Here is a 23,371-nt window from a genome sequence, read left to right on the forward strand (position 1 = left end):
ACAACCGCGTGAGCGCGCGCTGGGTACTTTACCCCACGCCCCCGGGCGCGCCGAAGCGGGACCCCGGGCGGCACAATCAACGTATGGCCAGTACACCGGAAGGACGGCGGACCGGCGCACGGGACCGCGACAGCGAGGGCCGCGCCCGCAACGCACGGCCACGCGACGGGCTCGGACGGCCCCTGCCGTACGACGCCCAGGGCGTGGCACGGCAGCCCGAGGGGGTCGTACGGGCGCCCGTGGAGACGGTCGCCGAGGCACAGGCCCTGCTGGACGCGGGCAAGCCCTTCCACGCGCACGAGGTCTTCGAGGACGCCTGGAAGTCGGGTCCCGACGAGGAACGCGCCCTGTGGCGCGGCCTCGCCCAACTGGCGGTCGGTCTCACCCACGCGGCCCGCGGCAACACGACGGGCGGGGCCCGGCTGCTGCGCCGCGGGGCGGGCGCGATCGAGGAGTGGGCGGCGCGGACGGGACGGAAGCGGCCGTACGACCTCGATCTGCCGGGTCTGGCGGAGTGGGCGCGCGCCCTGGCGGGCGACGTGGAGCGCGGGAGCGTGGTGGAGGCGGCGGCGCGCGCGCCGGGTCTGCGGGGCGTGTGAGGGACGTGAGGACGCGGTCCGGGCCGTCATGAACGAGGCGGTGGGACCGCTGCCGCCGGCGTGGGGCAGACTCGGCGCGTGCGAAGAATTCATGTCATCGGTATCGGCGCGGGCGACCCCGACCAGCTGACCCTGCAGGCGGTCCGGGCGTTGCGGAGCACGGACGTGTTCTTCCTGCTCGACAAGGGCGAGGTGAAGGCCGACCTCACCAGGCTGCGCAGACAGATGCTCGACACGCACCTGCCGGAGCGGACGTATCGCCTGGTCGAGGCGCGTGACCCGGACCGGGACCGGAGCGCGGGCGGCGCGGCGTACTCACCGGCCGTCGGAGACTGGCGCAGCGCCCGCGCCGGCATCTACGAGCGGCTGATCGCCGAGGAACTGGACGAAGGAGAGACCGGCGCCTTCCTGGTCTGGGGCGACCCCGCGCTGTACGACAGCACGCTCGGGATCCTGCAGGAGGTCCTCGGGCGCGGCACGGTGGACTTCGAGTACGACGTCGTGCCGGGCATCAGCAGCGTCTCGGCGCTGGTCGCCCGGCATCGCACGGGGCTGAACCGGGTCGCCCGGCCGGTGCAGATCACCACCGGCCGGCGGCTCGCCGAGGGCTTCCCCGAGGGCGTGGACGACGTGGTCGTGATGCTCGACGCCCACCAGGTCTTCCGGCGGTACGCCGACCAGGACATCGACATCTACTGGGGGGCCTACATCGGCACGCCGGACGAGGTCCTCGCCTCGGGCCCCATCGCCGAGGCGGCGCCCCGCATCGAGCGGCTGCGTGCCGAGGCGCGGGAGCGCAAGGGCTGGATCATGGACACGTATCTGCTGCGCAGGAACCCCAAGGACCGCTAGGGCCCGCCGGCGGCACCCGGGCCGGCCACGCCGCGGAGGGAACCGGCGAGTGGCACGGCGCCGTCACCGCCGGTTTCTTGCGCTGCCCGCTGGCGCCACTTCGGCTGCTGGACACCGGAGCGTCATGCCGGGCGGGCACGTTTCGGCCGTCCCCACCTTCTCTCGCCTTGCATCCGTCCGCCCCGCTCCTTCCGGGCGCGATGCGGAAGGACGACGTACGCCGTGACCCTGGTTCCGCCGGCCGCCGCTCTCCCCAGCGCGCTCGCCACCGCCGCCCCCGTCCGCTCGCCCTCCGCCGCACGCCTCTCCCGTCTCACCCGGCACGGCCTCACCGCGCTGCCGCTGCTGCTCATCGGGGGCTGGGCCGTCGTCGACTGGCCCTCCGTGCGTGACGGCGCCGCTCGGCTGGCCGCCGCCGACACCGGCTGGCTGCTCGCCGCCCTGGTCTTGACCTGCCTCGGCTGGCCGGCCGCCGCGCTGACACGGCAGGGCGCCGTGCCCGAGCGGCTGCCGCCGGGGCTGCTGATCGCCTCGCAGTTCGCCGCCGGCGCCGCCAACCACGTACTGCCCGCCAGCATCGGCGCGCACGCGGTGACCCTGCGCTTCCTCCAGGGCCAGGGCATACCCCTGGCCCGCGGCACCGCCTCCCTCGCCCTGTACTCACTGGTCAAGCCGGTGGCGAAGACGGCCGTACTGATCGTCTTCCTGGTGGCCCTCCCCGGCATGCTGCACCTCGGCGAACTCGTCCCCGACGACAGCACCCTGCTGCTGGTCGCCGCCGGCGTGGGCGTCGCCGGCGTGGTGGCCGGTTGCCTGCTGGCCGTCGTCCCCGTCCTGCGCCGCCAGGCCGTCTGCTTCCTGCGCACCGCCCTGACCGACGCCCGCCTGCTGCACACCCGGCCCAGCCGCGTCCTCGCCCTCTGGGGCGGCGCGGCCGCCACGCCGCTGCTCCAGGGCAGCGTGATCGCCACCGTCGGCTTCTCCCTCGGGCTTCAGCTGTCCTGGGCGCAGGTCGTCTTCGCCCTGCTCATCGCCAGCACGGCGGTCGGCGCCGTACCCGCGCCCGGCGGCATCGGGCCGGTGGACGCGGCGGTGGTCTTCACCATGGCCGCGTTCGGGGCACCGGTGGGCCTGGCGACGGCGACCGTGATCGCCTACCGCGTGCTCACGGTGTGGGTGCCGCTGCTGCCGGGAGCGCTGGTGCTGTCGGCGTTGGTGCACCGCAAGATCCTCTGAGTCGGGGCAGGCCCCGGCCTCATCCGAGCCACGCCAGGACGCCCGGCACGTCCGGTACGGCCGCCGCGCCCTGCGGCAGCGGTGGACGCCGTACGACGACGACGGGGACGCCGAGGTCACGGGCCGCCGTGAGTTTGGCGGCCGTCGCCGCTCCCCCGCTGTCCTTGGTGACGATCACGTCGATGCGGTGCTCCCGCAGCAGTGCCGCCTCTCCGGCGACGGTGAACGGACCTCGGGCCAGGACCAGTTCGGTGTGCGGCGGCATCGGCGGCTCGGGCGGCTCCACGGACCGAACGACGAAGTGCGGCTCCGTGAGAGGGGCGAAGGCGGCGAGGCCCAGGCGGCCGGTGGTGAGGAACACCCGGCGGCCGAGCCGCGGCACCAGCTCCGCGGCCGCGCCCAGGGAGGCGACCGGGTGCCAGTCGTCCCCGGGCGCCGGCCGCCAGCCGGGACGGCGCAGCACGACGGCCGGGACGCCGGCCAGGGCGGCGGCCAGGACCGTGTGCGCGGTGATCGCCGCGGCGAAGGGATGCGTGGCGTCGACGACGGCCGCGACCTCGTGCGCGCGCAGCCACCCGGCCAGTCCCTCGGCGCCGCCGAACCCGCCGGTGCGCACCGCTCCGTCGACCGCCCCCGGCCGCGACACCCGCCCCGCCAGTGACGTGGTGACCCGCACGTCGGTGCGGGTGGCCAGCACGGCGGCGAGTTCGCGGGCCTCGGTGGTGCCGCCGAGGAGCAGGACGTGACGGGGCATGGCGTCGAGGGTACGAGGCGCGGCGGGGGGCCTTCCGGCCGGCCAGGTGCGGGGCGGGAGCGAGTTCGCCCGCCCGGTCATGCCCGCGGCGGCGTTCGCCCGGTCACGCCCACGGCGGCTGGTGCAGGCCGAAGGGCGAGCCCTGATCGTCGCGGCACAGGGTGAAGCGTCCGAACCGTGCGACGGAGTCCGGGTCCTCCTGACCCCCCTCACCGATGTCCTCGACGCTGCCGCCGAGTTCCCGCACCCTGACCATCGCGGCGTCCATGTCGTCGACCCGGAAGAAGAGGTACGGGGACGCGTTCTCGCCGCCGCCGTGCATGCCGCCCGGCAGCCCGCCGGTGCCTATGGTGAACCCGTCTCCGCCCGGCCCGGCTTCGAGGTTCCAGCCGAAGAGGGCTCCGTAGAAGGCGCGACCGCGCTCGGGGTCGGCCACGCCGATCTCGAAGAAGGACGGTTCGCCTGCCATCACGTGTCTCCCCTCGCGGGCGTCGCGCGGTGCGGCCGACCGGCCCACAGCACCTCCCCATCATCGGCCGGGACCCCGCCCGGCGCACCCGAATGGCTATCGTCCAGGCATGGACCAGGTGCGTGCCGTGCTCATCGACATCGACGGCGTTCTCACCGTCTCGTGGCGGCCCCTGCCCGGTGCGGTGGATGCGCTGCGGGCGATCCGCGACGCCGGGCTGCCGGTCGCCCTGGTGACCAACACGACGTCCCGCACGCGCGCGTCCCTCGCCGGGACGCTCGCGGAGGCCGGCTTTCCGGTGACGCCGGACGACATCCTGACCGCACCGGCGGTGACCGCCGCGTATCTCACCGCGCACTTCCCGGGGGCGCGGTGCCTGCTGCTGAACAGCGGGGACATCGGGGAGGACCTGCGGGGCGTGCGCCTGGTGTCCGCCGACGCGGACGCCGGGGACGAGGCGGCCGATGTCGTGGTCGTCGGTGGCGCCGGGCCCGAGTTCACGTATCCGGCGCTCAACCGGGCGTTCGGGCACCTGCAGCGCGGGGCGCGGCTCGTGGCCATGCACCGCAACCTGTACTGGCGTACGCGGGACGGCCTTCAGCTCGACACCGGGGCGTTCCTGGCCGGGCTGGAGCGGGCGGCCCGTGCCGAGGCCGTGGTGACCGGGAAGCCGTCGGCCGCGTTCTTCGAGGCCGCGCTGGGCAGGCTCGGCGTGCGGGCGGGCGACGCCGTGATGGTGGGCGACGACATCGAGTCCGACGTCCTCGCGGCACAGCGGGCCGGGGTCACGGGGGTGCTCGTGAGGACCGGGAAGTATCTGCCGGAGACGCACCGGGCGGCCGACGGCACGCCCGATCACGTGATCGACTCGTTCGCCGGCCTCCCGTCGCTGCTGGGGCTGGAGGGGCGGCGCTAGCTAGCGCAGCAGCAATTGCAGGCCGCCGACCACCGTAGCCGCGATCACCAGCTGCTCGAACAGCCGCTGGTCGATCCGGTTCACGGCCCATTTGCCGAGGAGCGCGCCGGGCACCACGAACGCCACGAGCGCCGCGTCCAGCAGCAGCGACCGCCCGTCGATCAGCCCGAGGCCCACGCTGAAGGGCACCTTGGACACGTTGACGATCAGGAAGAAGAACGCGGAGGTGCCCAGGAAGCCCAGCTTCCGGAAGCCCGCCGACAGCAGGTACATCGACATCACCGGGCCACCCGCGTTGGCGACCATCGTGGTGAAGCCACCGAGGACGCCGTAGGAGCGGGCCTTGATCCGGCCCGGCCCGCCGGTCACCGAGTCCGGCTCCGCCTCCGCCGCCTGCCCGGACCTGCGGCGCCGGATCGTCACGCCCGCCATCAGCAGCAGGATCGCCCCGATCGAGGTCCGCACGACCCCGTCGTCGGCCCACACCAGGAACAGCGTGCCGAACACGACGCCCGCACCGACCGCCGGGAACAGCCGCCACAGCGTGGGCCAGTGGGCGTGGCGCCGGTAGGTGAGGACCGCGAGCACGTCGCCGGCGATGAGCACCGGCAGCAGCACCCCGGTGGAGGCGCGGGCCGGCAGCACGGCCGCGAACACGGCGAGGCTGACCGTGTTGGCCCCGCTCACGGCCGTCTTCGAGAAGCCGACCAGGAGCGCGGCGAAGGCGAGGGCGGCGAACTCCCAGCCGGTGATGTGCCAGAGTGTCATCGTGTCCATGCGGACACCGATGCTATGCCCATGCATCTGGTCGCCGTAAGGAGCGTCTCGCCAGGTGGCCCCTGCGCGGCTCGTGCCTCCCTCGCCGCGGCTACCGCGTGAAGCCCGCCCGCGGCTCCCGCTCGACCACCTCCGCAGGTCGTCGGGCAGACCGATCACGGTGACCTGGGCGATGCCGGGGTTCGGCGAGGCCGAGGGTGGGCCATGCGCGACTGCGCCGTCTTCCTGACCACGGCTCCGGCTCGGGCTCCGGGCTCCGGGTCGGGCTCCGGCTCCGGGCTCCGGGTCCGGCTCCGGCTCCGGCTCCGGGCTCCGGGTCGGGCTCCGGGTCGGGCTCCGGGTCCGGGTCCGGCTCCGGGCTCCGGGTCCGGCTCCGGGTCGGGCTCCGGGTCGGGCTCCGGCTCCGGCTCCGGGTCCGGCTCCGGCTCCGGGTCCGGGTCCGGCTCCGGGTCGGGCTCCGGGTCGGGCTCCGGGTCCGGGTCCGGGTCCGGGCTCCGGCCGCTGCCGCACCGCCGCTAGTGCCGCTCCACCAGCACCGCGCTCCCCTGTCCCACACCCACGCACATCGTGGCCAGTCCCCGCCCCGCGCCCGTGCGCCGCATGCGGTGCAGCAGGGTGGTCAGGATGCGGGCGCCGGAGCAGCCGAGCGGGTGGCCCAGGGCGATCGCGCCGCCGGTCGGGTTGACCAGGCCGGGGTCGATGCCGAGCCGGTCGACGCAGGCCAGGGCCTGGGCCGCGAACGCCTCGTTGAACTCGGCCTCCTCGATGTCGCCGACGCTCCAGCCGGCGCGCCCCAGCACCTTCTGCGTGGCCGGGACCGGGCCGATGCCCATCACGTCCGGATGGACGCCGGCCGAGGCACCCGCGACGTACCGGCCCATGGACTCCAGCCCCAGGTCGTTCAGCGCCTCCTCGCTGACCAGCAGGACTCCCGCCGCCCCGTCGTTCATGGGGGACGCGTTGCCCGCGGTCACCGTGCCGCCCTCGCGGAAGACGGGCCTGAGCCGGGCGAGCTTGTCGTACGACGTGTCCTCACGGACGCATTCGTCGCTGTCGACCACCACGCCGTCGGGGCGCCGCACCGGCAGGAGTTCGTCGTCGAAGTGGCCGTTCTTGCGGGCGTCGGCGGCCAGCCGGTGGCTGCGCAGCGCGAACTCGTCCTGGCGCTCCCGCGGGACGCCGTAGCGCTCGGCGACCTCCTCCGCGGTCTCCCCCATGGACAGCAGGCCGTGCAGTTCCTTCATCGCCGGGTTGACCAGCCGCCAGCCCAGGCGGGTGTCGGCGGTCTCGATACGGTGCGGCAGCGCCTCGTCGGGGCGGGGCAGTACGAAGGGGGCGCGGCTCATCGACTCGGAGCCCCCCGCGAGCACGATGTCGGCCTCGCCCGCGGCGACGGTACGGGCCGCGAGAGTGATCGCTTCGAGGCCGGAGGCGCACAGTCGGTTGACGGTGGCGCCCGGGACTGTCTCGGGGAGGCCGGCGAGCAGGGCGGCCATCCGGGCGACGTTGCGGTTGTCCTCGCCGGCCTGGTTGGCGGCGCCCCAGTAGACGTCGTCGATGCGGGCCGGGTCGAGGGCGGGCACATCGGCGACCAGCCCGCGGACGACCGCGGCGGCGAGGTCGTCGGGCCGTACCGGGGAGAGGGCTCCGCGCAGCTTGCCGATGGGGGTGCGGCGGGCGGCCGCGAAGTGGACGGGACGCACGACTGACTCCTGACCGGGAGCTGGACCACCAGCCCCGAGAGTTAGTTAGCACTGCTAGTTTTCGACTATAGCTCTCCGGGGCCCGCCCTGGGAAGCCATCCGGGCTCCGCCCTGGGAGGATCCCCGGAAGCCTTCACCGACGCAGCAGGGGACACCATGACCGACACCCGCGAGCACGTCCTGACCGGCACCCGGGGCACGATCACGGCACGCGAGTGGCCGCATCCCAGGCCCTCCTTCCTCGCCCTCGTCTCGCACGGCTACGGCGAGCACATCGGCCGGTACGAAGGGGTCGCGGGGACGCTGCTGGCGCGGGGGGCCGCCGTGTTCGGCCCGGACCACATGGGGCACGGCAGGTCCGGGGGCGAGCGGGTGCTGATCGCGGACTTCGAGGAGGTCGTCACCGACCTGCACGCGGTCGCCGAGCGGGCCAGGACGGCGTACCCGGGCCTGCCGCTCGTCCTGATCGGGCACTCCATGGGCGGACTGATCGCGGCCCGCCACGCCCAGCGCCACGGGGACGCACTGACCGCGCTCGTCCTGTCCGGTCCCGTGATCGGCACCTGGGACACACCGGGCCGGCTGCTCGCCCACGACGTGATCCCCGAGGTGCCAGTCAGCCCGTCCGCGCTGTCCCGCGACCTCGCCGTGGGGGCCGCCTACGCCGCCGACCCGCTGGTCTGGCACGGCCCGATGAAGCGCCCGACCCTGGAGGCGTTCGCCCGGACCCTTCAGGCCGTGGCCGGGGGCGGGGATGTCGGCGGCCTGCCGGTGCTGTGGCTGCACGGCGGCGACGACCGGCTGGTGCCGCTCGCCGGGAGCCGGGCCGGTGTGGAGAGGCTGAGCGGGGGCGACCTGACCGAGCGGATCTACCCGGGAGCCCGCCACGAGGTCTTCCACGAGACGAACAAGGCCGAGGTCCTCATGGACATGACCCGCTTTCTCGACAAGGTGCTCACCGGCTGAGACATGCCGTTTGCACCGGTTCGGCCGGGGCACCCGCGCCCGCATGGAGTGGTTGCGGCGAGCCGCCTGCGTGGACGAGGACCCCGAGTTGTTCTTCCCCGTGGGCACGACCGGACCGGCGCTGAGGGACATCGCGGCCGCCAAGCGCGTCTGCGCCCGGTGCACGGTGATCAGCCAGTGTCTGCATTACGCGCTGAACAGCGGGCAGACGTCGGGCGTGTGGGGCGGGACCGGCGAGCACGAACGCGCCGAGCTGCTCCGTACACCGAGGACCAGGGACGACATGAGAGGGAGAAACGCACCATGACCGTCGTGAGGAGCACACTTCCCGACGACTCCCGGCGGGTCGCCACCGACGCGCTCCAGGAGACCCTGGTGGACCTGCTCGGACTGTCACTGACCGGCAAGCAGGCGCACTGGAACATCGTGGGACCCCGGTTCCGCTCGATCCACCTCCAGCTCGACGAGGTGGTCGCGTCCGCCCGTGGCTTCGCCGACACGGTGGCGGAGCGCGCCGCGGCCCTGGGCACCCCGCCCGACGGCCGCCCGGAGACCATCGCCACCCGCTTCTCGCTGCCCGGCCCCAAGGACGGCTGGCTGCGTGACGACGAGGTCGTGCAGACGATGGTGGAGGCGCTGGAGGCGGCGATCGGCGGGCTGCGGTCGCGGATCGAGGCGACCGAGAAGCCGGACCCGGTCACCCAGGACCTGCTGATCTCCATCACCGCGGAGCTGGAGAAGCAGCGGTGGATGTTCGAGGCGGAGAACGTCCCGCGCGACTGACCGCGCGACTGACCGCGGGACGGCACCGGGCCGTACGAAGTCCGTACAGCACCCCCGTACGAAGGGAGGGCACCCATGACCGACGCCCTCGAACTCGACGCGCTGTGGGAGGACTTCCACCGCGCGGTGAACATGACCTCGCAGGAACTGGCGGCCTGGCTGCGGGTCCGCGACGCCGGCGAGGACGCGGAGCCCCTGCCGGAGCGGGCCGGCACCCCCAGCGGGCAGGACGTGATCGCGATCCTCCAGAAGCGGCGCACCGACCTCACCGACGAGGACATCCAGGTGATGTACGACGTGGTGGACACGGTCGACGCGCAGGCGGACGTGGCGAACGAGCCCGAGCCCGAACAGACCCGCCACCGGCACCGGCTGATGACGCTGGGCCACGACCCGCTCAGGCCATGACCGGCAACGAGCGGCGCGTCGTGGGCGAACTGCTGAAGGCGCACGGGCAGACGTACGCCGGGGAGGCGGGTATCCGGCTGCGCGACACCCCGCAGCCGCTGTACCGCCTCCAGGTGCTGTCACTGCTGCTGAGCGCCAGGATCCGGGCCTCGGTCGCCGTCGCGACCGCGCGTGCCCTGCACGAGGCGGGGCTGCGCGACCCGCGGCGGATGGCGGGGGCGAGCCGGCAGGACCGGGTGGACGCCCTGGGCCGGGGCGGCTACCGGCGCTACGACGAGCGCACGGCCACCCAGCTCGGCGACGGCGCGGAGCTGCTCACCGAGCGGTGGGGCGGCGATCTGCGGCGGCTGCGTGAGGAGGCCGGTGGCGAGGTTCCCGAACTGCGCCGGCTGCTCCAGGAGATCCCCGGGACGGGGCCCGCGGGCGCCGACATCTTCCTGCGCGAGGCCCAGCGCGTATGGCCCGAGGCCGCTCCGTACCTGGACGCCAAGCCGCTGTCCGGGGTGGAGCGGCTCGGCCTGCCGAAGGATCCAGAAGGCTGGTGGAACTCGCGGGTGACGCCGAACCGGCCGTGCCGGCCGCGGCGTCGGTGCGGGCGGCACTGGACAAGGAGGTGGCCGAGGACAGCCTCCGCCGCGCCGCCTGACCCGTCTCAGGGGCCGGCGGCGCGGCGCCGGTCACATGGTGCGGGCGAGGCGGTCGGAGAGCAGCTTGGCGAAGCGTGCCGGGTCGGCCAGGTCGCCGCCCTCCGCGAGCAGGGCCGTGCCGTACAGCAGCTCGGCCGTCTCGGCCAGCTCCGCGTTCGCTCCGCGCTCCTCGTACGCCGCCCTGAGCCCGCTGACCAGCCGGTGCTCGGCGTTGAGTTCCAGGATGCGCTTCACCGGGGGCAGTTCCTGCCCCATCGCCCGGTACATCCTCTCCAGCGCAGGAGTGATGCCGTCGGCGTCATTGACCAGGCAGGCCGGCGAGTCGGTGAGGCGGGTCGTCAGCCGTACGTCCTTGACCTCGTCGAGCGTCTCGTTCAGCCAGGTCAGCAGCGTCGCGTACGCGCCCGACTTCTCCTGGGACAGCTGTTCCTGCGCGGGCAGGTCGACCGAGCCACGCGCGACGGACCGGAACTCCTTGCCCTCGTGCTCACGCACCGCCTCGACCCAGATCTCGTCCACCGGGTCCGTGAGCAGCAGGACCTCGTACTCCTTGGCCCTGAATGCCTCCAGGTGCGGGGAGTTCTCGATCTGCGCCCGGCTGTCGCCGGTCATGAAGTAGATCTTGTCCTGGCCGTCCTTCATCCGGGCGGCGTACTCGGCCAGGGTGGTGGGTTCCTCGCCGGCGGTGGAGGCGAACGACGCGATGTCGAGGATCGCCTTGTGGTCCTCGGCGGGATCGAGCAGGCCCTCCTTGACCACCGCGCCGAACTCGCGCCAGAACGTCCGGTACTTCCCGGCGTCGTCGCGCAGGAGGTCCTTGACGGACGACAGGACCTTCTTCGCGAGGCGGCGCCGGATCAGCTGGATGTGCCGGTCCTGCTGGAGGATCTCCCGGGAGACGTTCAGCGACAGGTCGGCGGCGTCCACGACGCCCTTGACGAAGCGGAGATGGCCCGGTAGCAGCTCGCGGGTGTCGTCCATGATGAACACGCGCTTGACATACAGCTGGACGCCGTGGCGGGCGTCGCGCTGGAAGAGGTCGTGCGGGGCGCGCGACGGGACGAAGAGCAGGGCCTCGTACTCGAAGGTGCCCTCGGCGCGCATCTGGACGATGTCCAGGGGCTCCGACCAGTCGTGGCTGATGTGCCGGTAGAACTCCCGGTATTCCTCGTCCTCGACCTCGGACCGCGGACGGGCCCAGAGCGCCTTCATCGAGTTGAGGGTCTCGTCCCCCATCCGGATGGGGAAGGAGATGAAGTCCGAGTAGCGCTTGACGATCTCCCGGATCTTCCCCTCGTCGGCGTAGTCGTGGAGGGCGTCCTCCTCGTCCGCGGGACGCAGGTGGACGGTCACCGACGTGCCCTCCGGCACGTCCTCGGCGGTCTCGATCGTGTACGTGCCGTCGCCGTCCGACTCCCAGCGCACGCCGGTCTCCTCGCCGGCCTTGCGGGTGCGCAGGACGACCCGGTCGGCGACCATGAAGACGGAGTAGAAGCCTACTCCGAACTGACCGATCAGCTCGGCGGATTCCTTGCTCTCCTTGAGCCGGCGCAGGGTCTCGGCCGTGCCGGACCGGGCGAGGGTTCCGATGAGCCCCACCACGTCCTCGCGCGACATGCCGATGCCGTTGTCCCGCACGGTCAGGGTGCGGGCGTCCTTGTCCGCCTCGACGGCGATGTGCAGGTCGTCGGTCCGCAGGCTGTCGTCCTTGAGACCGGCCAGGCGCCGTTTGTCCAGGGCGTCGGAGGCGTTGGAGATCAGCTCACGCAGGAAGACGTCCTTGTTCGAATAGATCGAGTGGACCATCAACTGCAGGAGCTGGCGCGCTTCGGCCTGGAACTCCAGCGTCTCGGTGCTCATTGCGTCCCTTCTTCTCAGGTGGTGCGGGGTGCGGGCCATCGAAATCTGACACAACGGCAGCAGAGCACACAAGCGCGCCCGGCCCGGCGCGCTGCTGGCCGAGCCGGCTGAGCGCCGCCGAGACGAGCGTGCGCACCCCGGGGACGAGCACCGAGAGGTCGGGGGCGAAGAGCGGGCTGTGGTTGCCGGGCACGTTGCCCAGCCGCTCCAGCAGCGCCTCGCCCTCCGCCGCCTCCCACACCTCGGCCGGCGTCGTCGTGACGTACCAGTAGTCGTAGGGCACCCCCTGCGGCGCCAGCAGCGAGAAGTCCTCGCTGCCCATCGCCGGGCCGAGGACGAACACCGTGTGCGCACCGAACAGTTCGCGGTGCACGGCGGCGATCTCCTCGTCGAGGGACGCGTCGTTGACGGTGTTCGGATAGCCGGGGCTGACGGTGACCAGGGGCGGCCGCGGACAGCCGGCGGCGTGGCACTCGCCGTCGACGATACGGTGCACGGCGGCCAGCACGCGCTCTCGCACCTGGGGGTCCTGGGTGCGCAGGTTCAGCGCGAGCCGGGCCTCGGCGGGGATGATGTTCGCCTGTGTCCCGGCGTGGAACTGCCCCACCGTCAGCACCGCCGAGTGTGCCGCCGCGACCTCCCGGGAGACCACCGACTGCAACCTGGTGACGATGTACGCGCCGGTCACCAGCGGGTCGACGGTGGACTCGGGGCGTGAGCCGTGGCCGCCGATGCCGTGCACGACGACGTCGATGTCGTCGGAGGCCGACATGATCAGGCCGGGTGTGTGCGGGTACAGCCCGGCAGGACCGGGGGCGGCGTGCTGGCCGAACAGCACGTCGGGGCGCGGGAAGCGCTCGTGCACCCCGTCCGCGACCATCGCCGACGCTCCCCCTCCGGACTCCTCCGCCGGCTGCCCGACCACCACGAGCGTGCCCGACCAGCTCTCCCGCCCGGCCGCGAGTGCCTCGGCGGCGCCGATCAGCCAGGTGACGTGCAGATCGTGCCCGCAGGCGTGCATCACGCCGTCCACGGTGGAGGCGTAGGCGAGGCCCGTCGCCTCGGGCACGGGCAGCGCGTCCATGTCGCCGCGCAGCCAGACGACCGGGCCCTGCCCGTTGGCGAGCACGCCGACGACGCCGGTACCGCCGACGCCTTCCGTCACCTCGTAGCCCGCCGCGCGCAGCCGGCCGGCCAGCCGGGCGGCGGTGCGGTGCTCCTGGAAGGCGAGTTCGGGGTGGCGGTGCAGATCGCGGTAGAGATCCTCCAGGCCGTCGGGCTTGAGGCCGGTGGTGAGGGCGAGGGCGAGGCGTGCTGTGGCGGCGGGTTCGCTCATGGCTGCTTCGTTCTCCTCCGACAGGGGGGCACGCTCACCGACGGGCGCCGCGTGCGGGATGGCTGGGGCCTGTGCCGGCCATCCTGCCGCCTGCCGGGGGGCCGGGCCATCCGTAGGTGTGATCATGAGCACCGCCCCGCTGCCGGTACGCTGTGGCAGCTGCGGCACACCCTCCACCTCACCCGCACCGGCGGTGAGTTACGGCCTGCGGCGCCGAGACTTCACACAGCATGAGGATGAATCACAGGTGCTCATAGCGGGCCGGTACCAGCTGCAGGATCCGATCGGGCGCGGCGCGATGGGAGAGGTCTGGCGGGCGTACGACGAGACGCTCGGCAGACGGGTCGCCGTCAAACTGCTGCTGCCCCAGGACTCCGACCCCACGGCCGCCTCACGCTTCCGGCTGGAGGCGCAGACCGCCGGACGTCTGCATCACCCCTACGTGGTGGGCGTGCTGGACTTCGGTACGTTCGAGGACCGGCTGTTCCTGGTGATGGAGCTGGTCGACGGCGACAGCCTCGCCGGGGTGCTCGCCCACGCGGGTCCGCAGCCCGCCGACCGGGTGGCCCGGATCGCCGCGCAGGCGGCCGCCGGGCTCGCCGCCGCCCATCAGCAGGGCATCGTGCACCGGGACATCAAGCCGGCCAACCTGCTGCTGGACGCCGACGGCACCCTGAAGATCGGCGACTTCGGCATCGCCCGCTTCCTCGACGACCCGGCCGCGGCGCTCACCGCCACCGGCCAGATCGTCGGCACCAGTCTCTACCTCGCTCCGGAACGCGCGCTCGGCCGGCCGGCGGGGCCTGCCAGCGACGTGTACTCGCTGGGCTGCGTCCTGTACCAACTCCTCACCGGAAGCCCGCCGTTCCAGGCCGACACCCCCATCGCGATCCTGCACCAGCACCTGGACGCCACCCCGGTACCGCCCCGGCAGCTCGGCGCCGACCTCCCGCCCGCCTTCGAGAGCTATCTGCTGGGCCTGCTGGACAAGCAGCCCGAGCACCGGCCCGCCGCCGCCCAGGTCGCCGACTGGTTCGCGGCCGGCGCCTGGCAGGGCCGCCCCGAGCCGCTGCCCGCCACCGCACCGGCACCCGCACCGTCGCCGAGCCCGGAGCCGTCGGCCGGCGGGACGGGGCCCGCGACGACGTACATGCTGCCGTCCGCCCCGAGGACGGCGTCCCGGCGCCGCGGCCGGCCGGGGGTGCGGGCCGTCGTCCTGCGGCCCCGCGTGCTGGGGTCGGCCGCCGCGGTGGCGCTGTTCCTGGCGGCGGTGGCCGCGGGCATGCTGTGGTTCTCGCCCGACGACACGGCGGCGGAGGGCTCGCGCACGGACTCCCCCGGCTCCACGCCCACCGCCTCCACCGCGCCCACTCCGCCGGGGTCCCCGGCGGTCGTGTCGGCCGCACCGACCGCCGGGACGTCGCCGGCGCCCGCCACGACGAAGACGCACGACAAGCACGAGGACCGGGAACGGGAACGGCGGCGTCACACGGACGACGAAGGCGACGAGGGGCGCGAGGGGGACGACGGGGGCGGGGAGGACTGAGTCCCGCCCGCGCTCCTGCCGACGCGGCGTGCGGGGCCCGGTGCCCCCGTCCGTCCCGGGTGTGCGGCACCGCAGCCCCGCGGCTCCCCACCGCCATGATGACCGGACCGAGGTGCCCCGCGCATTGCCGTGTTCCGGCAAGGGTGACTACGCTCCCGGTGCCGTAGGCCGTCAAGAAGGCGTCAAGGCGGCATCGAGAGAGGCGGGGGCGCGGTGAGCGTGACGGCGACCGAGGAGACGTATCTGCGGGGGTACGCCGACATGCTGACGGAGGTCTGGGCCACCGGGCGCCGGCCGACCCGCGACGAGCTCCAGGAGCGTCGCGCCCTCGGGGAACGGGCCGCGGAGGCCGGGCACAGTCTGCGCGCGCTGGTGCGTCAGCACCTCGACGCCACCCGCGCCTGGTGGCCCGGGACGCCGGGCACGGCGGACAGTGTGCTCGCCGCGGTGTCCCAGGCCGTGGACGCCTTCGCCGAGGGATACGAGCGAGCACAGCAGCTGTCGGTGCGTCAGGAGGAGGCCGCGCGACGGGAGTTCATCGACGACCTGCTGTACGGGCGCAGCGACCTGGGGCGGCTGGCCGAACGGGCGGAGCGCTTCGGGCTGGTCCTGTCCAGCGCGCACGCGGTCGCGGTCGCCGAGGGCCCGGAGGCGTACGCGGACACCCACCCCGTGACCCGCCGTGTGGAGACCGCCCTGATAGCGCGCTTCGGCAACCGGCGCATCCTGCTGGCCACCAAGAACGGGCAGCTGATCTGCATCGCGCCCGGCGACCAGGACGAGGTGCTCGTCTTCTTCGCCCAGCAGGCCCGCGCGGCGACCGAGGCCGGGCGGGTCGCCATCGGGCGGCCGCAGCCCGGAGCGGGAGGCGTGGTCCACTCCTACGAAGAGGCTCTCAACGCCCTGCAACTGGCGCAGCGGCTGGCGCTCCACGAGCCGGTGGTGCGCGCCGCCGAGCTGCTGGTCTATCCGGTCCTCACCCGTGACCGGCAGGCGATGGCGGACCTGGTGCTGAGCGCCCTGGGGCCGCTGCGCGGGGCCCGGGGCGGCGCCGAGCCGCTGCTGCGGACGCTGGAGGTGTACTTCGACTCGGGGTGCGTCGCGGCGGAGGCGGCCCGGCGGCTCGCGCTGAGCGTGCGCGCCCTGACCTACCGCCTGGAACGCATCCACGAACTCACCGGCGCCAACCCGGCCGAGCCGATGCACCGCTACACCCTGCAGACGGCCGTGATCGGCGCACGGCTGCTGGACTGGCCCGCCAAGGAGCTGTGACTCCCGGGCGGGCCCGCTGCCCGTGGGCCTCAGCCGGTGATCTCGACCTTCTCGGCCGCGCCGTCCCGCCGCGTGACGCCCTTCAGCAGCTCAGCGAGGTCGACGCCCGTGGTGGCGCCGAGGAGTTCGATGCCCTGGGTGACGTTGTCGGCGACCGCGCGGGGGATCCGGCCTGCCCCGTCGGTGGAGATCACGGTCATCTTGTCCACCGCCGCGAGCGGTTCGGACGCCTTGGCGACGACCTGGGGCAGCACCTCGACCAGCATCTGGAGGACGGCCGCGTCGCCGTACCGGCCGAAGGCGTCGGCCTTCTGCCGCATGCCTCCGCCTCGGCCGCGCCCTTCGCGCCGATCGACGCCGCCTCGGCCTCGCCCTCCAGCCGCACCGCCTCCGCGACCGCCGCCCGCCGGGCCCGCTCGGCCTCACCCTGCTTGAGGCCCTCGATGGCCTCCGCCTCGGCCAGGGCGCTGCGCCGTTGCTTCTCTCCCTCGCCGGTCAGCCGGGACCGCTCGGCCTCGGCCTGCGCCGCCGCGATGCCGGCCAGCCGCTCGGCCTCGGCCTGCTTGACCCGCGCCACCCGCCTGGCCTCGGCCTCCTGCTCGGCGGCGTACCGCTGGGCGTCGGCGGGCTTGCGCACCTCGGTGTCGAGCTGGCGGTCCTTCAGCGCGGCCTGCCGTTCGGCGACCTTCTCCTGCTGGGTGAGGATGTCCTGCTGCCGGGCCGCCTCGGCGAGGGGTCCGGCGGCGTCCGCCTGTGCGGCCGCGGCGTCCGTCTCGGCCTTGATCTCGGCCTGCTTGAGCGCGAACGTCCGCTGGGCGACGGCGATCTCCTCCTCGGCCTTCAGCCGGGCCTGCTCGGCCGCACGCCGGGCCTCGGCCTCGGCGATGTCGGCCTCCTGCTTGGCGCGGGCCGCCTCGGGCCGGCCGAGGTCCTCCAGGTAGGAGCCCTCGGTGGAGATGTCCTGGATCTGGAAGGCGTCCAGCACCAGGCCCTGCCCGGACAGGCTGGCCTCGGCCTCCTCCGCGACCTGCCCGGCGAAGGCGGCCCGGTCGCGGATGACGTCCTCCACGGACATCCGCCCGACGATCGCCCGCAGCGCGCCGGACAGCACCTCCTGGGTGAAGCCGACGATCCCGTCCTGCTGCATCAGGAACCGCTGCGCGGCCGCCCGGATCGAGTCCTCCGTCCCGCCGACCTTGACGATGGCGACACCTTCGAGGTGGGCCTTGATCCCGCGCAGGGTGACCGCGCCGCGCACCGCGACCGGAATGTGCCGCGAGGACAGGTCGAGCGTGAACCGCTGCTGCACGAACGGCACGACGAACACGCCGCCGCCGACCACGACCTTCTGCCCGCTGTTGTCGGTGAACACCCGGCCGGTCGCCGGATCGGTGGCCTGCTTGCCACGCCGCCCGGTGACGATGAACGCCTCGCTCGGGCCCGCCACCTTGTAGCGGCTGACCACCACCAGGGCGAGCAGCACGAACAGTACGACGACTCCCACCACGGCGATGACGACAGAACTCATGACAATGCCCCGTTCCAAGAGCTGAATCTGCATGAAAAGGACAGGCGGCCCGGCCGTCAGCCGACCGGGCGCACCACGACGGAGGTCGCGGACGGTGCCGCCTCCACCCACACCTCGGCGCCCCTTGCCACCGGCACGGCGCTGCGCGCGGCGAACTTGACCGGCTGGCCGCCGAGTTGCAGCAGCACCTCGCCGAAGCCCCCGGCGGGGATGGCCGTCACGACGCTGCCCGAGGTGCCCACGAGGTCCTCGCCCCGGGGGGCGACGGCTCCCTGATCGCGCATCAGGGCCCGGCTCAGGCGGTACGTCAGCCAGGCGGCGCCCAGGCCGCAGACGCCGCCGCATCCGGTGGCGAGCGCGGGGCCGGCGCCCGTCGTCCCCAGGGCGAGCGCTCCGCCGAAGCCGGTCATCGCCAGGAACCCGGCGACGACCGGCAACGAGAGCCACCCGTCGAGGACACCGTCCAGCACCCCGTCGAGCACCGGCGTCAGGGCGAGCAGCACGACCCCCGTGATACCCAGTCCCAGGAACCAGGCCATGCGCGCAGCCCCCTCTCGCCCCTCGCCGGTCTCCCCCGTTGACGGGATCCTGACATGCAGGGCCGCAGGGTTTCACTGCCGGGTTCCGGCAATCTTTACGCGCCTTTTATGCCTACGTCCCGATCTCCGGCAGGCCCAGCACGCGCGTGATCGTGCGGAGCACGCCGTTGTCCGTGTTGGCGGGAGCCAGGTGGCGGGCGCGGTGGACGACGTCGGGGTGCGCGTTCGCCATGGCGAAGGACCACTCGGCGGTGTCCAGCATCTCCAGGTCGTTGAGGTAGTCGCCGAACACCATGGTCTGCGCGGGGGTGATGCCCAGCTCGCGCTGGAGGCGGCGGACGGCGGCGCCCTTGTCGGCGGTGCGGTTCATGACGTCGGCCCAGTGCTCGCCGGAGACAACGACCTGGTGGGTGGCGGCGAAGCGGGCGAGGGCCGGCGCGGTGCCGCGCTCCACGGGGCCGAAGTCGTAGAGGGCGACCTTGAGGATGTCGTCGTCGACCGCGGTGACGTCGCCGACGACGCGGTGCTCGACGTAGTACTTGCGCACCTCCGCCAGGAACGGCTCGTCGGCGCGTTCGACGTAGGCGGACCGCTTGCCGCAGACGACGGCGCCCAGGTCGGTGCCGCCCTCCGCGAGCCCCCGTACCGCCTCGACGACATCGGTGACGACGGCCGGGGCGAGCGGGTCGGAGCTGAGTTCCACACCGTCCCGGACGACGTACGTGCCGTTCTCCGCGATGAACACCATGCCCTCGGCCGCCCGCGCGAACTCGCGTGCCAGCGTGGCGTACTGGCGGCCGCTCGCCGGGCAGAACAGCACCCCGCGCTCCCGAAGCTGCTCCAGCACCTCCCACAGCCCGGCGGGGACGCGCTTGTCGTCGTCCAGCAGCGTGCCGTCCATGTCGGTCACGACGAGGCGGATACCGGGGATGCCGGGCTCCGGGGAGGCGGAGGGGGTGGGCAGAGTCGCGTGGGAGTGGGGCATGTCCTGTTTCCTGGGGCTCGGGCCGTGTTGCCGGGCCGCTCGGCCGCTGTCCCGGGGTGCCCGCTCACGCGCCGCTCGTCGTTCCGGTCGCGGCCGTCAACCCTACCCGGGCCACTCCCCCGCACGAGTGAGTCCCGGTCCCCCGGTTCCCGCCCCGGGCCGATCTTGAACGCGGCACAATGGCGGCGACTGCGGTACGGGCGAGGAGAGGAAGAGACGTGAGCGAGGCTCCCACCCCGGCGGAGGGATCGGCACGCCTGAACACCGGTGTGGCGCACAACGCACGGGTCTGGAACTACTGGATCGGCGGCAAGGACAACTACGAGGTCGACCACCGGGTCGGCGACCACGTCGCCTCGATGTTCCCGCTGATCCGGGACATCGCCCGGGCGGACCGCGAGTTCCTGCACCGGGCGGTGTCACTCCTGGCAGGTGAGCACGGGGTGCGGCAGTTCCTGGACATCGGTACCGGGCTCCCGACGGCGGACAACACCCACGAGATCGCACAGCGCATCGCGCCCGAGTCGCGGATCGTGTACGTCGACAACGACCCCATCGTGCTGATCCACGCCCGGACCCTGCTGACCGGCACTCCCGAGGGCGTCACCGACTACGTCGACGCCGACGTGCGCGATCCGCAGGGCATCCTCGACCGCGCCGCGCGCACCCTGGACCTCACGCGCCCCGTCGCGGTGATGATGCTGGGCATCCTCAACTTCGTGCTGGACACGGGCGAGGCCCGGGAGATCGTGCGCCGGGTCATGGCCGCCGTCCCCTCGGGCAGCTTCCTGGTCATGACGCACCCCACGCACGACGCGGAACTGGGCGGCGAGGGCCAGATCCCGGCCATGAGGTTCTGGAACGAGAACGCCACGCCGCCGGTGACCGCCCGCAGTGGCGCCGAGATCGCATCGTTCTTCGAGGGCCTGGACATGATGGAACCTGGCCTGGTGTCGTGCTCGGCCTGGCATGCGCGACTGCACGCCCCCGCCGTGGTACCGCAGTACGGCGCGGTGGCCGTGAAACCCTGACACCGGCACCGACCCGGCCGCCGAGGAGGACGACCCATGACGACTCTTGCCGACCCGGTCCCCGGCGGCCGCCCCGGTGAGACCGAACGGGCCGGCGCGCTGAGCGGCGAGCTCGCCGCGCGGGGTGTCCACGGCATCGTGCTGTCGTACGTCGACACGGCCGGCATCGGCCGGGTGAAGACGATCCCGACGGCGCGCCTCCCGGCGGCCGTGGCGTGGGGTGTGGGGATGTCGCCGGTGTTCGACACGTTCCTGGCGGACGACTCCGTCGTCGCCACCGACGTGCTCGGCTCACCGGACGGCGATCTGCGGCTCTACCCCGACCTGGACCAGGTGGCCGTGCTGGCCGCCCAGCCCGGCTGGGCGTGGGCGCCCGTCGACCGGATCACGCAGGACGGTGAGCCGCACCCGGCCTGTGCCCGCACCTTTCTGCGCCGTGTCGTCGCCCGCGCGGCAAGGGAGCACGGGGTCACCTTCCGGGCGGCCGTGGAGATCGAGTTCGTGGTCGGGCTGGGGTCGGCGCCGGACGGGGCGTTCGTACCGGCGGTGTCGGGACCGGCCTACGGCGCCACCCGGCAGGTGGAGCTGAGCGACTGCACGGCCGATCTGCTGGCGGCCTGCGCGGCGCAGGGCGTGGACGTCGAGCAGATCCATCCCGAGTACGCGGCCGGGCAGTTCGAGGTGTCGGTGGGCGCGCTCGACCCGGTCGCGGCGGCTGACCGGAGCGTGCTGCTGCGCCAGACCGTCCGCGCGGTGGCCCGGCGGCACGGCCTGCGGGTCTCCTTCGCCCCCGCAGTGTCCGGCAAGGGCGTCGGCAACGGCGGCCATCTGCACCTCTCCGCCTGGCGCGACGGCGTCAACCTGCACTCCGGCGGCACCGGCCGGCACGGCATGACACCGGACGCCGAGTCCTTCGCCGCCGGGATCCTCGGCCATCTGCCGGGCCTGCTGGCGGTCACCGCGCCGAGCCCGGCGAGCTATCTGCGGCTCAGGCCGGCGCAGTGGGCCGGCGTGTTCACGGCGTGGGGCCTGGAGACCCGGGAGACCGCGGTGCGGGTCATCACGGGCACCGCCGGACTCCGTGACCAGGCCGCCAACCTGGAGGTGAAGCCCGTGGACCTGGCCGCCAACCCCTATCTCGCCCTCGGCTGTGTCGTCGCCGCCGGACTGGACGGCCTGGCGGCGGGAACAGCGCTGCCCGAGGCCATCACCGGCGACCCGGCGCGGCTGGGGGCCGAGGCGGCGCGGCGGGGGGTGCACCGGCTTCCCGAGTCGCTGGAGGAGGCCGTCGCCGCGTTCCGCCGGGACGACGGGGTGCGGGCCGCGCTGGGAACGGTGCTGGCCGACGCGGTGACCGCCGTACGGCTCGGGGAGATCGCCGCAGTGGCCGGTCTGGACGACGACCAGGTGGCGGCGGCGTACCGCTGGGTGTACTGACGTGGGCGCCGCCGGACCGGTCGCGCGGGCGCTGGACGCGCTGCCCCTCGTGGACCACCACTGCCACGGCGTCGTCACCGCCGGCCTGGACATGCCGGGCTTCGCGTCGCTGCTCACCGAGGGCGAGGCGTGGCCCGGCATCTCGCCCTTCGACAGCCCCGTCGGTGTCGCCGTCCGGCGGCACTGCGCGCCCCTGCTGGACCTGCCCCGCCACGCCCCGGCCGAGGAGTACGTGGCCCGCCGGGCCGGGCTCGGCGTGCGGGAGGTGAACCGGCGCTTCCTGTCCGCCGCGGGGACCGGGGTGTTCTGCGTCGACACCGGGTACGGCCCACCGGACCTGACCACTCCCGGGCAGCTGGCCGGGACGGCGGGGCCAGGTGCCGTCGCGTACGAGGTGGTGCGGCTGGAGAACGTCGCCGAGGCGGTGGCCGCGGCGGGGGTCGAACCGGACGCGTACGCGCCGACGTTCGAGGCGGCCGCGGCGGAGGCGGTACGGCGGCCCGGTGTGGTGGCGGTGAAGTCGGTGGCCGCCTACCGCACGGGCTTCGACCTGGACCCGGCCCGCCCGGCCGGCGCCGAGGTGACCGGGGCCGCCGGGCGCTGGCTGGCGCGCGGCGGCCGGCTGGACGATCCCGTGCTGGTACGGCACCTCCTGTGGACGGCCGTCGGCCTGGGGCTCCCCCTTCAACTGCACACGGGCTTCGGCGACAACGACGTCCGGCTGCACCGCTGCGACCCCACGCACCTGACCGACTGGCTGCACCTGACGTCCGGCACGATCCCGGTGATGCTGCTGCACTGCTGGCCGTACCAGCGCCAGGCCGCCTACCTCGCCGCCGTGTTCGAGCAGGTGTACCTCGATGTCGGCCTCACCCTGCACCATGTGGGACCGGGCCGGGCCCGGGCGGTGCTGGCCGAAGCGACGGAGATCACGCCGTTCCGCAAGCTGCTGTACAGCTCCGACGCCTACGGTGTGGCCGAGTTCCACCTGCTGGGCGCCCTGGCCTTCCGGCGGGGGCTGGCCGAGCTGCTCCAGGAGCGGGTGGACTCGGACGAGCTGAGCCTGCCCGACGCGCTGCGCATCGTGCGGTGGGCGGGACGGGACAACGCCCACCGGGTCTACCGGTTTTCCGACGACACCTGAAAGTATGATCAAGCAATGTCTGACATGACCGAGACCACGCCCGGTTGGCTGTCCTCCGACGAGCTGGAGATCGCGCGCGCCCACATGCCGATCCTGTACGTCGAGGCGGTGCCGGTGCGCGTCGACGACAGCGGTGAAGTCACCAGCATCGGCCTGCTGCTGCGCATCGGACCGGAAGGGACGGTCAGTCGGACCCTCGTCTCCGGCCGGGTCCTGCACCACGAGCGGGTCCGGGACGCCCTGCTGCGGCACCTGGAGAAGGACCTCGGCCCGGTGGCGCTGCCCCGGATCCCGGCCTCCCTCCAGCCCTTCACGGTCGCCGAGTACTTCCCGACCCAGGGCATCACGCCGTACCACGACCCGCGTCAGCACGCGGTGTCCCTGGCCTACGTGGTGCCGGTCACCGGCGACTGCCGGCCCCGCCAGGACGCGCTGGACCTGGAGTGGTTCGACCCGCACGAGGCGGCCTCGCCGGCGTTGCAGAGCGAGATGCCGGGCGGGCACGGGGTGCTGCTCAAGCAGGCGCTGGCGCACGTGGGGCTGGCGTTCTGACCGGCCGCGCCGGTTGACGCCGTAGCCGCGG

At 73.6% G+C, this 23,371-nt stretch carries 22 protein-coding genes and 2 pseudogenes; 15 read left to right on the plus strand and 9 right to left on the minus strand.

Translation table 11 applies throughout. The features are described 5' to 3' along the window. The first annotated feature begins 83 nt into the window (after positions 1-83). The 3 genes from ACGF8A_RS29195 (at position 84) to ACGF8A_RS29205 (ending at position 2,687) form a co-directional block, all read left to right on the plus strand. Complete coding sequence (locus ACGF8A_RS29195) at positions 84-599, plus strand: DUF309 domain-containing protein (protein ID WP_393113199.1); 516 nt, start codon at positions 84-86, stop codon at positions 597-599. A 78-nt stretch (positions 600-677) separates the two neighbouring features. Beyond that, complete coding sequence (gene cobF / locus ACGF8A_RS29200) at positions 678-1,451, plus strand: precorrin-6A synthase (deacetylating) (RefSeq protein WP_393113200.1); 774 nt, start codon at positions 678-680, stop codon at positions 1,449-1,451. A gap of 222 nt (positions 1,452-1,673) precedes the next feature. Beyond that, a complete protein-coding gene (locus ACGF8A_RS29205) occupies positions 1,674-2,687 on the plus strand; it encodes a YbhN family protein (protein ID WP_393113201.1) in 1,014 nt (337 codons plus the stop codon). Between the two features lie 19 nt (positions 2,688-2,706). On the opposite strand, the gene ACGF8A_RS29210 is transcribed toward ACGF8A_RS29205, so the two are convergent. After that, the gene (locus ACGF8A_RS29210; RefSeq protein ID WP_393113202.1) at positions 2,707-3,441 is read right to left on the minus strand and encodes a cobalt-precorrin-6A reductase; all 735 of its coding nucleotides are present in this window, start codon (positions 3,439-3,441) and stop codon (positions 2,707-2,709) included. A 103-nt stretch (positions 3,442-3,544) separates the two neighbouring features. Continuing rightward, entirely contained in the window at positions 3,545-3,910 is a 366-nt protein-coding gene (locus ACGF8A_RS29215; RefSeq protein WP_393113203.1) for a VOC family protein, read from the minus strand. 109 nt (positions 3,911-4,019) lie between these two features. Between ACGF8A_RS29215 and ACGF8A_RS29220 the strand changes: the two genes are divergently transcribed. Next, on the plus strand, positions 4,020-4,826 hold the full coding sequence (locus ACGF8A_RS29220; RefSeq protein ID WP_393113204.1) for an HAD-IIA family hydrolase: 807 nt from the start codon (positions 4,020-4,022) through the stop codon (positions 4,824-4,826). Here the strand turns inward: ACGF8A_RS29220 and ACGF8A_RS29225 are convergent, their stop codons facing one another. Next, positions 4,827-5,603 carry a sulfite exporter TauE/SafE family protein gene (locus ACGF8A_RS29225; RefSeq protein ID WP_393113205.1) on the minus strand — a complete coding sequence of 259 codons (777 nt, stop codon included), beginning with the start codon at positions 5,601-5,603 and terminating at the stop codon, positions 4,827-4,829. A gap of 515 nt (positions 5,604-6,118) precedes the next feature. Continuing rightward, positions 6,119-7,306: a thiolase family protein gene (locus tag ACGF8A_RS29230; protein ID WP_393113206.1), complete on the minus strand. Its 1,188-nt coding sequence runs from the start codon at positions 7,304-7,306 to the stop codon at positions 6,119-6,121. Positions 7,307-7,462: 156 nt separating this feature from the next. Between ACGF8A_RS29230 and ACGF8A_RS29235 the strand changes: the two genes are divergently transcribed. The 5 genes and pseudogenes from ACGF8A_RS29235 to ACGF8A_RS29255 all read left to right on the plus strand — a co-directional run bounded on the left by ACGF8A_RS29235 (position 7,463) and on the right by ACGF8A_RS29255 (position 10,109). Beyond that, a complete protein-coding gene (locus tag ACGF8A_RS29235) occupies positions 7,463-8,272 on the plus strand; it encodes an alpha/beta hydrolase (protein WP_393113207.1) in 810 nt (269 codons plus the stop codon). Positions 8,273-8,315: 43 nt separating this feature from the next. Further along, the gene (locus ACGF8A_RS29240) at positions 8,316-8,579 is read left to right on the plus strand and encodes a WhiB family transcriptional regulator (protein WP_393113208.1); all 264 of its coding nucleotides are present in this window, start codon (positions 8,316-8,318) and stop codon (positions 8,577-8,579) included. Further along, the gene (locus tag ACGF8A_RS29245; protein WP_393113209.1) at positions 8,576-9,055 is read left to right on the plus strand and encodes a Dps family protein; all 480 of its coding nucleotides are present in this window, start codon (positions 8,576-8,578) and stop codon (positions 9,053-9,055) included. Before ACGF8A_RS29240 ends, ACGF8A_RS29245 begins: the two co-directional genes overlap by 4 nt. 75 nt (positions 9,056-9,130) lie before the next feature. Continuing rightward, the gene (locus tag ACGF8A_RS29250; RefSeq protein WP_393113210.1) at positions 9,131-9,463 is read left to right on the plus strand and encodes a DUF3140 domain-containing protein; all 333 of its coding nucleotides are present in this window, start codon (positions 9,131-9,133) and stop codon (positions 9,461-9,463) included. Continuing rightward, a pseudogene (locus ACGF8A_RS29255) lies at positions 9,460-10,109 on the plus strand (endonuclease). The gene ACGF8A_RS29250 and the pseudogene ACGF8A_RS29255 overlap by 4 nt, the downstream one beginning before the upstream one ends. Positions 10,110-10,140: 31 nt before the next feature. Here ACGF8A_RS29255 and htpG read toward each other — a convergent pair. Both htpG and ACGF8A_RS29265 read right to left on the minus strand, forming a co-directional pair. Continuing rightward, positions 10,141-11,970 carry a molecular chaperone HtpG gene (htpG, locus tag ACGF8A_RS29260; RefSeq protein WP_393113211.1) on the minus strand — a complete coding sequence of 610 codons (1,830 nt, stop codon included), beginning with the start codon at positions 11,968-11,970 and terminating at the stop codon, positions 10,141-10,143. Beyond that, complete coding sequence (locus tag ACGF8A_RS29265; protein ID WP_393113212.1) at positions 11,873-13,306, minus strand: amidohydrolase; 1,434 nt, start codon at positions 13,304-13,306, stop codon at positions 11,873-11,875. Before ACGF8A_RS29265 ends, htpG begins: the two co-directional genes overlap by 98 nt. 247 nt (positions 13,307-13,553) lie before the next feature. Between ACGF8A_RS29265 and ACGF8A_RS29270 the strand changes: the two genes are divergently transcribed. Both ACGF8A_RS29270 and ACGF8A_RS29275 read left to right on the plus strand, forming a co-directional pair. Next, complete coding sequence (locus ACGF8A_RS29270; RefSeq protein WP_393113213.1) at positions 13,554-14,852, plus strand: serine/threonine-protein kinase; 1,299 nt, start codon at positions 13,554-13,556, stop codon at positions 14,850-14,852. Positions 14,853-15,113: 261 nt separating this feature from the next. Beyond that, the gene (locus ACGF8A_RS29275; RefSeq protein ID WP_393113252.1) at positions 15,114-16,124 is read left to right on the plus strand and encodes a PucR family transcriptional regulator; all 1,011 of its coding nucleotides are present in this window, start codon (positions 15,114-15,116) and stop codon (positions 16,122-16,124) included. A 29-nt stretch (positions 16,125-16,153) separates the two neighbouring features. On the opposite strand, the pseudogene ACGF8A_RS29280 reads toward ACGF8A_RS29275, so the two are convergent. The 3 genes and pseudogenes from ACGF8A_RS29280 to ACGF8A_RS29290 all read right to left on the minus strand — a co-directional run bounded on the left by ACGF8A_RS29280 (position 16,154) and on the right by ACGF8A_RS29290 (position 19,176). Further along, a pseudogene (locus tag ACGF8A_RS29280) lies at positions 16,154-17,652 on the minus strand (flotillin family protein). A gap of 56 nt (positions 17,653-17,708) precedes the next feature. Beyond that, complete coding sequence (locus ACGF8A_RS29285; RefSeq protein ID WP_393113214.1) at positions 17,709-18,191, minus strand: hypothetical protein; 483 nt, start codon at positions 18,189-18,191, stop codon at positions 17,709-17,711. A 112-nt stretch (positions 18,192-18,303) separates the two neighbouring features. Next, the gene (locus ACGF8A_RS29290) at positions 18,304-19,176 is read right to left on the minus strand and encodes a Cof-type HAD-IIB family hydrolase (protein ID WP_393113215.1); all 873 of its coding nucleotides are present in this window, start codon (positions 19,174-19,176) and stop codon (positions 18,304-18,306) included. A gap of 218 nt (positions 19,177-19,394) precedes the next feature. Between ACGF8A_RS29290 and ACGF8A_RS29295 the strand changes: the two genes are divergently transcribed. From ACGF8A_RS29295 to ACGF8A_RS29310, 4 genes are read left to right on the plus strand one after another with little or no spacing between them, the layout of a single operon-like run. Further along, positions 19,395-20,207, plus strand: coding sequence for an SAM-dependent methyltransferase (locus tag ACGF8A_RS29295; RefSeq protein WP_393113216.1), 813 nt, complete (start codon positions 19,395-19,397; stop codon positions 20,205-20,207). A gap of 36 nt (positions 20,208-20,243) precedes the next feature. Further along, a complete protein-coding gene (locus ACGF8A_RS29300) occupies positions 20,244-21,644 on the plus strand; it encodes a glutamine synthetase family protein (RefSeq protein ID WP_393113217.1) in 1,401 nt (466 codons plus the stop codon). Between the two features lies 1 nt (position 21,645). Further along, the gene (locus ACGF8A_RS29305) at positions 21,646-22,788 is read left to right on the plus strand and encodes an amidohydrolase family protein (protein ID WP_393113218.1); all 1,143 of its coding nucleotides are present in this window, start codon (positions 21,646-21,648) and stop codon (positions 22,786-22,788) included. Between the two features lie 24 nt (positions 22,789-22,812). Next, the gene (locus ACGF8A_RS29310) at positions 22,813-23,340 is read left to right on the plus strand and encodes an NUDIX hydrolase family protein (RefSeq protein ID WP_393113253.1); all 528 of its coding nucleotides are present in this window, start codon (positions 22,813-22,815) and stop codon (positions 23,338-23,340) included. Positions 23,341-23,371: the final 31 nt, after the last annotated feature.

The sequence above is a fragment of the Streptomyces sp. NPDC047706 genome, from assembly GCF_043204795.1.
Taxonomy (GTDB): Bacteria; Actinomycetota; Actinomycetes; order Streptomycetales; family Streptomycetaceae; genus Streptomyces.